Here is a 13,476-nt window from a genome sequence, read left to right as displayed (position 1 = left end):
TTAATGCTTATTAGAAAAATATAAGCTCGTATATAAATTAATATAAAATTACTTAGATGACCTTCCGTTGGTTGCTAACCTTATCATTTATCCTATTAAGTTATCCTTTTACTATAACGGCTCATACTGCCTCTCAAGTAATTACGGGTGCTGAACAGCTGGACGCATATTTACCTAAATTAAGAAATAAAAATATTGCAGTTATAGCGAATGCAGCTTCCCAAGTAAAGGGAGTGCATTTAGTTGATATATTATTGAAGCATGGTGTAATAATTAAAAAGATATTGGCTCCTGAACATGGCTTTAGAGGTCAAAAAGATGCTGGGGAATTTGATGAAGATACCATAGATACGCGCACAGGTATAGAAATTGTGTCACTATATAAGCAGCAATCAAAAAGACTTACCCCTTCTATGTTAGAAGGGATAGACTTGGTTATTTTTGATATTCAGGATGTTGGAGTTCGCTTCTTTACCTATATCAGTACATTGCATTATGTGATGGAAGCGTGTGTTTCCTGTTCCAAACCATTATTGTTACTAGATAGGCCTAATCCCAATGCACATTATGTAGATGGGCCTGTGCTAGAAAAGCATGTACAATCTTTTATAGGCATGCATCCTATTCCTATTGTATATGGTCTTACCATAGGTGAGTTGGCGAGCATGATCAATGAGGAAGGGTGGTTAAAAGATGGGTTAAAATGTAATTTAGAAATTATATCACTCAAAAACTATACCCACCAAACTGGCTATGAATTACCACATAAGCCCTCACCGAATTTAGCCAACAGGCAGGCTGTAGCACTCTATCCTTCTTTAGGGCTTTTTGAAGGAACCATTATGAGTGTTGGGAGGGGCACAGATTATCCTTTTCAGGTAATCGGTTATCCAGATAAAACCTGGGGTAATTTTAATTTTATTCCTGTTAGTATACCGGGCATGGCTACTTCGCCCAAATATCAAGATAAGCAATGTTATGGGCTTGACCTTCGAGAGGTGATACCTAGCTCTTTTATTAAACTAGCTTATCTATTACATTTTTATAAATTAGCCAAAGAACAGAATATACCTTTCTTTGAGAAAAGTTTTGACTTACATGCAGGTCATGCAACTCTTCGACAGCAAATAGAAGCAGGCCTGTCTGAAAAAGAAATAAGAGCTAGTTGGCAAGCAGATTTAAACAGATATAAGATTTTACGTAAAAATTATTTACTTTATCCAGAATAATAATTTATGTTGCTTTATCTATTCGATATAAAATCGAATAGTTTTACATATTAGTTTATAAAAGTCCAAGCTTATTTAGTTTCTTACACCTGCTTGATTGCTTGTTTATATATACTAACTGAGTTTTTGCACCTTCTCTTTCAAGCTTCACAGAATTCTAAAGCTAGGGCTAACTGAGGGTGTAAAAAGCATAACCAAGTATAAGATTGTATAAATTCCTTTGTAAAAAAGTTAACCTTATACTAATATGTTTACCTACTTAACAACTTATAAATGATTAAAAGGAAATATCCCGTAGGTTGTCAACTCATAATCTACATATTATTACTTGTAAGCTTGTGCCTACAAAGCTGCTCCCATTCTACCAATTTACCTTGTGCTTCTGTTAAGGAAGAATCGGTAGTACAAACACAAGAAACAATGCATCAAGCAGGCATTTCTTCGATACTTAACAAAGAGTTTAGTGCACAAGCGGGCCATATCCTTACTTTCTATAAAGAAGCTGGTCAGTTGCAAGCAGTTGTAAAAGAAAACTGCCCTATCGGCTTTAGTAAAACACATATTTTACCTGTATATATTGAGCAAGGGGCAGAATTATCGGATCTACTTCGATTAGGCGAGCAAGCACAACAACGACGTATTCATATTCAATTAGCACAAGGACACCAGCCAGCTAAAGTAGTTATCTATAAAGGAGCAGGGTTGATGGGGGGCGGTAAAAAAAAGAAACAATTAACTGATGAGCAGAAAGCTATACAAAAGGAAAAGAGGGCCAGAAAGGAAGAAGAGAAAGCTAAGATGTGTAAAGAGGAGAGATCCAGAAAGAGAGAAGAGGAAGTTAAGCTGAAAAAAGAGAAAGCTAGGTTGAGAAAGGAGGAGAGAGCTAGAAAGAGAAAAGAAGAGAATGTTAGACGGGAGGCCGAAAAGGTAGCTCTTAAAAATACCCCTTTACATGAAGCTATTTTAGAGGGGAATGCTACAAAGCTTTATGAGCTGGTTCATTCAGGAGCAGATATATACGCTAAGGGTAGGTATGGAACTACTCCCTTACAGTTGGCAGTTAGGAAGTCTGATGTAGAGTTAATAAGCTTATTATTGGACCAAAGGGCAGATATAAATAAAGATAAGATATCTAAGCTTTTATACTTGGCTATCAGAAGATCGGATGTGGAAGTAGTAAATCTATTATTAGAATATGGGGCAGATATAAATTCTCGGGAGCATAATGGAATTTCTCCATTACATGTAGCTGTTGATGAGAACCGAACGGAAGTAGTAAAGCTATTATTAGAACAAGGAGTAGACTTAAATGTTAGGAATAATTACCAAAATACACCATTACATTGGGCTATTAGAAAGGGTTATATAGGAGTGGCTAAGTTATTGGTACAGTATGGGGCAGATATAAATGCTCAAGGAGAATATGGTGCTTCTCCATTACACATAGCTGTGGCAGAAAGCCAAATGGAATTAGTGAAGCTATTTTTAGAACAAGGGGCAGATATATATGTGAAGGGTAAGTATAATGATCTTGTATTACATTGGGCTGCTGCTCGAGGGAATGTGCATATAACCAAGCTGCTACTAGAGCATGAAGCATATATATGTGCTAAACTTAATTGGGATATTTTTCAAAGATCTGTGGAGTCAGTACATTCCTTAGTAGAACGTGAATTTGCTATAAATAGTAAAGATGACTCTGGTGATACACCATTGCATAAAGCGGCCAGAAATGGACACTTAGAAGTGGTAGAGATATTACTAGACCAAGGAGCTAACGCAAATGCTACAAATATCAAGGGGCTAACTCCTTATCAGGTTACTAAAGAAGTTAGCATATTAACCGTATTAGGTGCTCTATCTATAACAGATGTAAATGTTTTGGATAAAAGAGTTGAAAAAGAAAATGTTTCAAACGAGTTAAAAGAAGCACATAAGGGCGGTGTAGATGTAACTTCAGCAAGTGCCAATAGTCTTGCGAAAGATAAATATGACGATACGGATATTATAAGAAAAAATAAATCCTTACAAAAAGCTATTGTAAGGGGAGATGTAAAAAGAGTCAGTAAGTTAATAAATATAGGGTTAGATATTAATGCCAAAAATATAGATGGCAATACACTTTTATATTTGGCTGCACAAAATTCTTGGATAGAGGTAGCTAAGCTTTTGATTGAAAACGGTGCTAAAGTTAATGAAGTTAGTAAGAATGGAGAAATTCCTTTACATTCTGTTGCTGAGAAGGGACAGTTAGAGTTAGTTGATCTATTGGCGGAACAAAAATCCAATTTTAATGCTAAAAATATTACGGGGAATACGCCTTTGCATTTAGCTGTTATAAATAATCATGTGGAAGTAGTGCGTCTACTACTGCAATTAGGAGCTAAGTGGAATGTTGAAAATAAATCAGGCCGTACACCTCTTCAGTTTGCTATACGAAAGGGCTATACAGCAATAGCCGATTTAATAATTAGCAAAGAGAAAGGATATATGAGCGAGGAAGAAGATACTTATAATGAACTTTAATTATGTTATCTATGTATGTGTATGGTTTCGCAAGCAAGCTGACTAGCATGTAAATTATAAACCTAAGCATGGTTATGTTTCTTGCTGTTTTAGACGTATAATATAAAATATTAGACCTGCTGCGAAACAACTGTTATAAAAAAACAGAGGAGTATTTTTCACAATTTAGAGAACACAAAAAATAAAAATAGGCATTTAAAGTATAAAAAAGGCAGGTTGATTTTTTGTAGATAGTAAATTTATCTCTCAAAAATCCAATAGTTTTATCAATTTTCTGTTTCGCAGCGGCTCTATTCAATTTTACAATTGCTTGGACAAGGTTTCAGGTTGAAACACATTTATTCCTAATTTCTTGCAGAGGATAGTTTATTCGATGTAGCTCCCCTTTATTATAAAAGGAAAGTATAATCATTTACCCTACTTTCCACTTAGTGCTGTGTAAAGCAAATAGATAAAAAATTAGTGTCAAGGTATAGGATGACTAAAATGGACAGCTGTTGCCGTCACTGCTCGTTTTTCCCAATTTTCCCTATAAATTTTATTTATTCTACTATCGGTAATCAATAGTAAATTTTCGGCATTTCTATATTCTGCAGCATTACTCCAATTAAATGAGCCAGTAAGTATATAGGCATTATCAATAATCATTACTTTATTGTGGGCAATGCCTGGTACTATGTCGATCGCTACAGGTATACCCATATCTACTACTTTTTTAACCTGGGAACCCTTTGCTGTTAATTGTGACCGGTCTACCAAGATTTTCACTATAACACCTCTCTTATGTGCTTCTATAAGCGCTTGTGCAATCTTAGCTGAGGTAAAAGCGTAGGCTTGTACAAGTATGTTACTCTGTGCCATACCAATGGCTTGTTCTATAAAAGGTATACATTGACCACCAGGACTAAACCGAATCTGTATAGAACTAGTGGTAGGTAAGTTTCTATTTGTATAATCCTTGTGGAAGTAAACAGCACTTTCATATCCGCTTGCAGCACCTATTATAAAAGCGAATAGAATAGCTACCTTTAGTTTGGTCGAATTCTTTTTAATGGCGCTTTTCTCAATGGTTGCCATATCCTTTTTGATAAAGCTCTATATCAATTTCTTTCTAAGATATTCGGCTGTATGGTTATTGCTAAGCTGAATCATATCTTCTGGGGTACCACTAAACACAATTTCTCCTCCTTGGTCTCCGCCCTCTGGGCCTAAATCTATAATCCAGTCGGCACATTTAATAAGTTCTGTTGTATGTTCTATAACCAGCACGCTATTTCCCACACTAATTAGGTTATTGATTGCTGTGAGCAACTTACTAATATCATGCACATGGAGTCCTGTGGTAGGTTCATCAAAGATAAACAAAGTATGTTCTTGCTGGTGGCTCTTATCTAAGTAGGTTGCTAGCTTGAGGCGCTGTGCTTCTCCACCACTTAGGGAGCTAGAAGGCTGCCCTAGTGTAACATATCCTAAGCCTACATCACGCAAAGGTTTTAGTTTTCTGTAAATGCTGGTTTGGTCTCTAAAGAAATAAGAAGCATCATCGACAGTCATGTCTAGCACAGATGCAATATCATGATCCTTATATTTTATTTCTAATGCTTCTTGCTTAAATCGTTTGCCATGACAGCTTTCACATGTCAGTGTTATATCGGCCATAAATTGCATTTCTATAGTTATTTTACCTTCTCCTTGGCATGCTTCACATCTGCCTCCTTCTACATTAAATGAAAAATAGGAGGGTTGATAACTTCGCTGCTTTGCTAATGGCTGGTCTGCAAATAGCTGTCGGATGTGCTCATAGGCTTTTACATAAGTAACCGGATTAGATCGAGAGGATTTTCCAATAGGGTTTTGATCTACAAACTCTATATACTTAATTAGATCATAATCGCCTTCTAAACTATCAAAACTACCTGGTTTTTCTTTATATATTTCTAGCTTATTGGCTAAAGCTGGGTATATAATTCTTTTTACTAAGGTAGATTTTCCTGAGCCACTCACGCCTGTTATAACGGTCAATACACCTAATGGAATGGTTACATCTACATCCTTTAAATTATTCTCTCTAATGCCTTTAAAAGTAATGTTATATTGAGGCTTGCGTCTCTGGGTAGGTACAGGAATGGTTTCTATGCCGTTTAAGTAACGAGCAGTGTGGCTTTGGTTGAAATTTTTTAAGGCATCCCAATCTCCTTGAAATACCAATTCTCCACCTTTAGAACCTGCTTCAGGCCCTATGTCAATTAGCTGATCAGCCACTTGCATTAGCTCTTCTTCATGTTCCACTACAATAACTGTATTACCTAGATTTTTTAAGGCAACCAAAATATCAATTAGTTTTTGTGTATCTCTAGGATGCAGTCCAATAGTAGGCTCATCTAAAATATAGAGCGTATCTACTAGTGTACTACCCAAGGCTGTAGCTAGCTTAATCCTTTGGTACTCCCCACCGGATAGGGTAGCAGATTGCCGGTTTAAAGTAAGGTAACTTAATCCGACCTGTTCCATATAAGATAGCCTATTTCTAATCTCAACCAGAAGTCGGTCGGCAATTTGTTGTGCATGTACCGGCAATGATAGGCTGTTAAAAAAACGAGCCACCTCTGCTATAGGCATTAGTAGTAATTCAGTAATGGCTTTTCCTTCTATTTTAACATAACTGGCATCTTTTCTAATTCTAGTTCCTTGGCAATCAGGACAGGTCGTTTTTCCTCTATAACGAGATAAAAGAATTCTATACTGGATTTTGTGTATTTTCTCTTGCAAATATTGAAAGAAACCATCGATGCCTTTAAAATTACCATCACCTTTCCATAAAAATGTTTGCTCTTCAGCAGTTAAATCTTTGTAAGGCCTATGGATAGGGAAATCTTTATACCGCTCGTTTTCTATAAGTGGCTGTAACCATTTATGCATGGATTGGCTTTTCCAGGGATAAATAGCTCCTTCGTAAACAGAAAGCGTTCTATTAGGTATAACTTTATCAATATCAATACCCAATATTTTCCCAAATCCATCGCACGTTTTGCAGGCACCATAAGAGTTGTTAAAACTAAAAAGGTTTACAGAAGGTATTTCAAAGGCCATTCCGTCTTGTTCAAAACGATCAGAGAACACTTTCTGTTCTTTACCTACAATTTCCACATAGCAAGTTCCTTTGCCTTCAAAAAAAGCAGTTTGGATAGAATCGGCTATTCTAAACTGATTGTCGCGATCTTCTTGGTCCACTACAAACCGATCTATTAATATAGATATATCATGAGATGTTAAGGCTTGCTCGCTACTGAGAATATCTTCAATAAAAGTTGTTTTTCCTGCATATATGATTCTAGTAAATCCTTTTGCTAGTTCTACTTTTAAACGCTCTATAGGGTTAGCATTTGCATCTAGTTGTAAAGGGTAGGAGATGATAGCTTTTGTTCCGGCAGGATGGCTATAAATGTAATCAACTACATCAGATACGGTATTCCTAGTAACTTTTTGTCCGCTAATGGGTGAGTAAGTGGTGCCAATTCTAGCATAGAGAAGTTTTAAATATTCATATATCTCTGTGATAGTACCTACTGTAGAGCGTGGATTTTTATTATTGGTTTTTTGCTCAATAGCAATCGCAGGGGAAATGCCACGAATATAATCTACATCTGGTTTTTCTAATTTCCCTAAAAACTGACGTGCGTAAGAACTTAAGCTTTCTATGTACATACGCTGGCCCTCGGCAAACAGTGTATCAAAAGCCAAGGAAGACTTGCCAGAACCAGACAATCCTGTAATCACTACTAGTTGGTTACGTGGAATAGCTACATTTACATTTTTTAGATTATTTACCCTTGCTCCTTTTACAATGATGAAATGTCTGGGGTCAAGCTGGTCAACTTCATGGTAAGGCGTATGGTTATTCATAGAAGCAATATTAGCCTAAAATTCTAGCATAGTACTAGAATTTCAAATGTGCAAGAATTATTCTGTCAAGTAAAGTTAAAACAGATATAGCAAATAATTTTGTAATATTCTTCTTTCTTTGATCAGGATTACTTTAGTGCATTTTTTACTTCTTCACTTGTAGCTAAGTCCAAAGGAATTTGACCTTTATTGTTGTGTATATCTTTTTTAGCTCTTGCATTTACTAGTGCATGAACTACATTAAGATGACCTCTCCAAGCAGCATTATGTAGAGGAGTATTACCCTCACCATCCTGTATGTCAATAGTTGCACCTTGTTTTATTAATTCTAATACTGTCGCAGTTTGTTGATTATAAAGAGCAGCAACATGTAAAGGGGTCCTCTCACATATATCCTTAGTATCTATATATGTATTTTTTATATTTAATTTTATACTGTATTCTATTAATCTTAATACTGTTTCTCTATGTCCTGCCTGAGCAGCAAAGTGTAAAGGAGTATTTCCATCTATATTCTTTGTATTTAATTCTGCCCCCTTCTCTAGTAATTTGAGTACTGTTTCTGTATGACCAAAACGAGCGGCACGATGTAAAGGGGTATCTCCATCTATATTCTTTATATCTATTATTGCTCCTTTTTCTATTAGTTTTACTACTGCATTAGTATGGCCTGAACCAGATGCAAGATGTAAAGGAGTTTCTTCATCAATTTGATTCTTGGCATCTATATCTCCGCCTTTCTCTAACAATTTCAATATAGCTTCTATATGTCCTGCCTGAGCAGCAAAGTGTAAAGGAGTATTTCCATATATATTCTTTGTATTTAATTCTGCCCCCTTCTCTATTAATTTTGCTATGGTTTCTACATGTCCTGATTCGGCAGCATAATGAAGAGGAGCATTACCTCCCCATTCCCGTCCCTTTATATTAACGTCAGCACCATGCTCTATTAATTCTAACAGTATCTCAGTATATCCAAAGCTTGCAGCTACATGTAATGCAGCATTTTCGCCATATATTGTATTCACCTTGGCTCCTCTGGCTATCAAGGCTTTAACAATTGGTAAGCTTCTTATTTCTACAGCTTGCATTAAGGCTGTGTGGTTTCTCTCACTCCAGTAGTTGTAATTACAGGCATCAATATCTACTGTTTCATTTTTTTGAAGCTTGGTGAGTATATCAGCCAAGAAGTTTTTCCCTGCTGCTTTAGCAGTATTGATCATGTCGTCAGTAATAACCTCTGCATTTATATTATATTTTAAGGTTGGTATACCGCTGCGGCCTTTATTTCCCTTGTTGTTACACTCGCAAGAAATTACTGTAACGAGTACAAATATTAAACAAAGGAAGTTATCAGAACAGCAATAAAGTTTATTCTTAAATTCTTCTATAGTTTTCATACATAACTATTTAATAAGTAGTATCAATACTCTAAAAGTGAATAGCATAGCATAGAACAATTTGCCAGGTAAGTTATAAAATGTTTCTTTGTATGTCAACTATACAGTATAGTATATCCTTGGAAATAGTTTATATCCTATGCCGATTATAACAGAAGTGCTAGGGGAAAAAGCCTAGTCGATAAACTATTTTAGTAAAGCTCTTATTTCTTCTGTTTTAGCTAAATCTAAAGGGGTGTTGCGTTCGTTATTTGCTATATCTTTCTTTGCTCCGCAGTTTACTAATACTGATACCGCTTCTTTACAACCATACTTAGCAGCAATATGTAAAGGTGTATTTCCGCTATTGTTCGTAATATCAATTTTTACCCCTTTTTCTACTAATTTTGATAGTAGCCTAATATCTCCATATACAGCCAAATGTAAAAGAGTATTTCCCTGCCTATCTATTGTATTTACTTCTATTTCTTTTGCTTTTTCTATTAATGTTAAAGCTATATCACCATGCCCTTCTCGAATAATATAATATAAAGGATGTAAACCTATTTTGTTCTTTATATTTACGTCAGCCCCTTTTTCTATTAATTTTAGCACTATATTGGCATAGCCTTTCCTGGCTGCCAGGTTAAGTGCCGTATCTCCTTCAATGCTTGATATGTCAAGATTTGCTCCTTGCTCTATCAGACTTAACGCTATTTCCGTATGTGCTTTCATGATAGCAAGATGTAAAGGGGTATACCCATCGTTAGTTGCTGATTTTATGTTTGCTCCCTTTTGTATCAATTTAAATACTATATCAGCATGCCCAGCATCAGCAGCAAGATGTAAAGGAGTATCACCATATTTATCCTTTGCATTTAGTTCTGCACCTTTTTCTATTAATTTGAGTAGTATTTCGGTATGGCCAGATTTAGCAGCTATATGTAAAGGTGTAAGATCATTTCTATAATTTAGAAGTATAAATTCATCTTTTTCGTTTTCTTGTATCTTTTTGTTTACGTTTACTCCCCTTTTTAGTATTGTATCTACAATATCTAAGTTCCCAAATTCTACAGCTTCTTTTAAACCTAAAATATCCAGGTCCGAACTAAGTAGTCCATTGACAATATTAATGTCTTCGGCCTCTAGCTCCTGGAACGTTTTAAGTAAAATTACTAAATTGGTTTTCTTTGCTGCTTCAGCAGCATCAATCATCTCCTTGGGAATAGGCTTTTTGTTCTTATCATTGGTGATAGGTTCTTCGCTTTTATCGTTTGCTTTGGGAATTTCTGGATTTATTATATCACCTCTGCCTCCCTTTGGGACACATTCACAAGCAACTACTGTAACCAATACTAATAATAACTTTAGAAGATTAATACAAATGTGAAGATTGATGGTAGTGCTTTTATTAGGTTGCATATTAAATGAGTTTTTAAAGTTTCAATTATACTTCTTCTAGATAGAAGATATTTTTGAATGGATATTCAAAAAATAAAACTCAGTCTTAAAGTTAAGAATATTCTTTATTAAATTTTGCTAGATAATATAAAAATGATTATCGAATTACAAACACTATGAAGGCTAGCATCTGCCTTAAAGTTATACTTGGAAAATGTAGACTATACTATATAAGTATAGTCTACATTTATTATGTCAAGCTATCTGCAGTCCTTATTCTTATCATTTTTGGAACCTAAGCTATAAGACTATTCTGATGTAGTGGCATGATATTTCCCTCTACTAATCCATCAGCTTTCAACTTTTTAAGCTGTACCTGATGTAAAGTATTTACCAAATTAGCGTCATAAGGTACACTGACACGTACATAGTTATCAGAAAATCCTTGTATGGTGCCATTTACATCGGGTTGTTCAAATAGTATTTCTACAGTCTTTCCTAGGTTCTGCTCATAAAAGTAGCGTTGTTTTTTGTCAGAAAGGATACGGAGCATACTGGCTCTTCTGTTTCTTTCTTTTTGTGAAACTATCCCTTCTAATGTAATAGCTTGTGTATTTTGTCTTTCTGAATAAGGAAATACATGTAAATATGAGATATCTAACTCATTTAGGAACTGATAAGTATCTAAAAATTTCTCTTCGGTTTCTCCTGGAAAACCTACAATCACATCTACGCCTATACAACAGTGTGGCATTAGCTTTTTAATATGTGCTACCCGTTCTACGTATAATTCTCGCTGATAGCGCCGCCGCATAAGCTTAAGAATATCATTATTCCCAGATTGTAAAGGGATATGAAAGTGAGGCACAAACCTACCAGACTGTGCCACGAACTGAATAATTTCGTCGGTTAGTAAATTGGGTTCAATAGAAGATATACGGAAACGTTTAATATCAACTACTTTTTCAAGTGCTTCTATTAATGATAAGAAGTTGGTTTGACGTCGATTGTCAATAATGCCATAGTCACCAATATTAACTCCTGTCAAAACTATTTCTTTTATTCCTTGATCAGCAATTTTTCTTGCTTGTTCTACAATGCTTTCTATGGTATCGCTTCTACTTTTTCCTCTTGCTAATGGAATGGTACAAAAAGAACAATGGTAGTTACAGCCATCTTGTACTTTTAAAAAAGTACGTGTTCTATCTCCTATAGAGTGAGCATGCGTGAAAGTGTTAACATCTTTTATACAGGAGACATATACTTCTGCTTGTCCTTTTTTGTCGAAGCTGCTGATTATCTCTAATAACTTAAATTTCTCATGTGCACCTAAAACAACATCCACACCTGGAATGCTAGCAATTTCTTCTGGCTTAAGCTGCGCATAGCAACCCATAATAATAATAAAGGCTTCAGGAGAGATTTTAAGAGCATCTTTAACTATGCGTCTACATTTCTTATCTGCCTGCTCCGTTACAGAACACGTATTGATTATAAAAATGTGAGGGTTATCTTCAAATTCTACCTTTTGGTACCCTTGTTCTGTAAACAATCGGCCAACAGCAGAAGTTTCTGAAAAATTTAGTTTGCACCCTAATGTATAAAAAGCTACTCGTTTCATAATTAGCTAAATTATGTAGAAACTAGCTATTTTGAGAATAGGTGTAACATTTTTTTTATAATATGCTGTAAGCGTATTGAAAATATGCGTTGGTCGACGTAACTTTACAGTGGCAAACCTGTACGACCAGCTCCTATTGAATCCCCTAGGTCTGGAAAGAAGCAAGGGTAGGTAGTTGTAGCGGTGCGATACATGGTTTGCTTTTTTATTTTCTACTATTGAGATAAAAGGCTTTTAAATAATTAGTGTTACAAATAATAATTATTAAAGAGAGCATTCATGCCATTTTACTCCCAGGAAATAACCTAACTTTACAATTTATATTTATAAGTAAGACATTCTTTAATTTGCCTTATTGAATAAATCATATGATTTAAATAAATTACGCTATTGTGCAGCTAGTAACTATTTATCTTTCATAGCTATATCTGTTGCGTTAATTAACTAAGAGTATACTAAATTGATAAAGCTTATGTTGTATTTATGTCTATAGATATATCTAAACTTTCCAAGCATTTCCAAAACAAAACAGTTGTAGATCACCTTACTTTTAGAGTTAAAAAAGGTGAAATTTTAGGTTTATTAGGCCCAAATGGTGCTGGTAAATCTACTACTATGAAAATGTTGACAGGTTATATACAACCTTCTGAAGGAAAGATCTATATATGTGGTTATGACCTTAATAAAGAGTCACTTAAAGCTAAAAAGAATATAGGATATTTACCTGAACATAATCCTTTGTATTTAGATATGTATGTACACGAGTACCTACAATTTATGGGTAGTATCCATGGATTAGGTAAGAGAGCGTGTATACAAAGAGCGCGGTTGGTTGTGGAACAATGTGATATAGGAGATGTACAAAACAAAAAGCTGGGTGTACTTTCTAAAGGGTATCGACAGCGAGTAGGGTTAGCTCAGGCACTCATGCATGACCCTACAGTGTTGGTGTTGGATGAGCCTACAACAGGGTTGGATCCTAACCAACTACATCACATTCGCCAGCTTATTAAGGAACTTGGACGTGAAAAAGCTATTATATTTTCTACACATATCATGCAAGAAGTAGAAGCAGTTTGTGACCAGGTTATTATTATGCATCATGGTAAACTGTGCTTGACAGCCACACTAAGTGAATTAGATCAACAGTGTAGTGATCAGCTTATAATATCGTTTAGAGAACCAATACCTGTAGATGCACTTTCTAGTATTGAAGGAATAAATAAACTTGAAATTTTAGATGCACATAAATGTAAATTATACGTTAGCAACAGTAAAGATATTTATGAACATATTTTCTGCTTTACTAAACAACAAGGGCTTACACTACAACGATTAGAGCATAAAAGAGAGAGTCTAGAAGAGATCTTTACACAAATTACTAAAGTAGACAGCACTTCTATTACTTAACATGTTA

Annotated in this window: 8 protein-coding genes; 3 read left to right on the top strand and 5 right to left on the bottom strand. The window is 35.1% G+C overall.

Translation table 11 applies throughout. The features are described 5' to 3' along the window. Positions 1-56: 56 nt before the first annotated feature. Positions 57-1,229 carry an exo-beta-N-acetylmuramidase NamZ family protein gene (locus tag AASI_RS01125; protein WP_012472431.1) on the top strand — a complete coding sequence of 391 codons (1,173 nt, stop codon included), beginning with the start codon at positions 57-59 and terminating at the stop codon, positions 1,227-1,229. 336 nt (positions 1,230-1,565) lie between these two features. Further along, positions 1,566-3,755 carry an ankyrin repeat domain-containing protein gene (locus AASI_RS01120; protein WP_187146278.1) on the top strand — a complete coding sequence of 730 codons (2,190 nt, stop codon included), beginning with the start codon at positions 1,566-1,568 and terminating at the stop codon, positions 3,753-3,755. Between the two features lie 465 nt (positions 3,756-4,220). On the opposite strand, the gene AASI_RS01115 is transcribed toward AASI_RS01120, so the two are convergent. The 5 genes from AASI_RS01115 to mtaB all read right to left on the bottom strand — a co-directional run bounded on the left by AASI_RS01115 (position 4,221) and on the right by mtaB (position 12,059). Continuing rightward, positions 4,221-4,832 (bottom strand): phospholipase D family nuclease, encoded by a 612-nt coding sequence (locus AASI_RS01115; protein WP_012472429.1) that lies wholly within the window; start codon positions 4,830-4,832, stop codon positions 4,221-4,223. Between the two features lie 18 nt (positions 4,833-4,850). Next, positions 4,851-7,658 (bottom strand): excinuclease ABC subunit UvrA, encoded by a 2,808-nt coding sequence (gene uvrA, locus AASI_RS01110; protein ID WP_012472428.1) that lies wholly within the window; start codon positions 7,656-7,658, stop codon positions 4,851-4,853. A 128-nt stretch (positions 7,659-7,786) separates the two neighbouring features. Next, the gene (locus AASI_RS01105) at positions 7,787-9,058 is read right to left on the bottom strand and encodes an ankyrin repeat domain-containing protein (RefSeq protein ID WP_012472427.1); all 1,272 of its coding nucleotides are present in this window, start codon (positions 9,056-9,058) and stop codon (positions 7,787-7,789) included. Between the two features lie 186 nt (positions 9,059-9,244). Further along, complete coding sequence (locus AASI_RS07500) at positions 9,245-10,459, bottom strand: ankyrin repeat domain-containing protein (protein WP_012472426.1); 1,215 nt, start codon at positions 10,457-10,459, stop codon at positions 9,245-9,247. 274 nt (positions 10,460-10,733) lie between these two features. Further along, positions 10,734-12,059: a tRNA (N(6)-L-threonylcarbamoyladenosine(37)-C(2))-methylthiotransferase MtaB gene (gene mtaB, locus AASI_RS01095; RefSeq protein WP_012472425.1), complete on the bottom strand. Its 1,326-nt coding sequence runs from the start codon at positions 12,057-12,059 to the stop codon at positions 10,734-10,736. 483 nt (positions 12,060-12,542) lie between these two features. On the opposite strand from mtaB, the gene AASI_RS01090 reads away from it, so the two are divergent. Further along, complete coding sequence (locus tag AASI_RS01090; RefSeq protein WP_012472424.1) at positions 12,543-13,469, top strand: ATP-binding cassette domain-containing protein; 927 nt, start codon at positions 12,543-12,545, stop codon at positions 13,467-13,469. The last annotated feature ends 7 nt before the right edge of the window (positions 13,470-13,476 follow it).

The sequence above is a fragment of the Candidatus Amoebophilus asiaticus 5a2 genome (genome assembly GCF_000020565.1).
GTDB classification, from domain to species: Bacteria; Bacteroidota; Bacteroidia; order Cytophagales; family Amoebophilaceae; genus Amoebophilus; species Amoebophilus asiaticus.
Note: the sequence above shows the minus strand (reverse complement) of the source record. Positions and strands in the feature narration are given on the sequence as shown.

What these genes read in the sequence shown, in the direction of transcription:
- AASI_RS01125 (WP_012472431.1), top strand. Translation starts at nt 57, where the DNA reads ATGACCTTCCGTTGGTTGCTAACCTTATCATTTATCCTATTAAGTTAT.
- AASI_RS01115 (WP_012472429.1), bottom strand. Translation starts at nt 4,832, where the DNA reads ATGGCAACCATTGAGAAAAGCGCCATTAAAAAGAATTCGACCAAACTA.
- uvrA (WP_012472428.1), bottom strand. Translation starts at nt 7,658, where the DNA reads ATGAATAACCATACGCCTTACCATGAAGTTGACCAGCTTGACCCCAGA.
- AASI_RS01105 (WP_012472427.1), bottom strand. Translation starts at nt 9,058, where the DNA reads ATGAAAACTATAGAAGAATTTAAGAATAAACTTTATTGCTGTTCTGAT.
- AASI_RS07500 (WP_012472426.1), bottom strand. Translation starts at nt 10,459, where the DNA reads ATGCAACCTAATAAAAGCACTACCATCAATCTTCACATTTGTATTAAT.
- mtaB (WP_012472425.1), bottom strand. Translation starts at nt 12,059, where the DNA reads ATGAAACGAGTAGCTTTTTATACATTAGGGTGCAAACTAAATTTTTCA.
- AASI_RS01090 (WP_012472424.1), top strand. Translation starts at nt 12,543, where the DNA reads ATGTCTATAGATATATCTAAACTTTCCAAGCATTTCCAAAACAAAACA.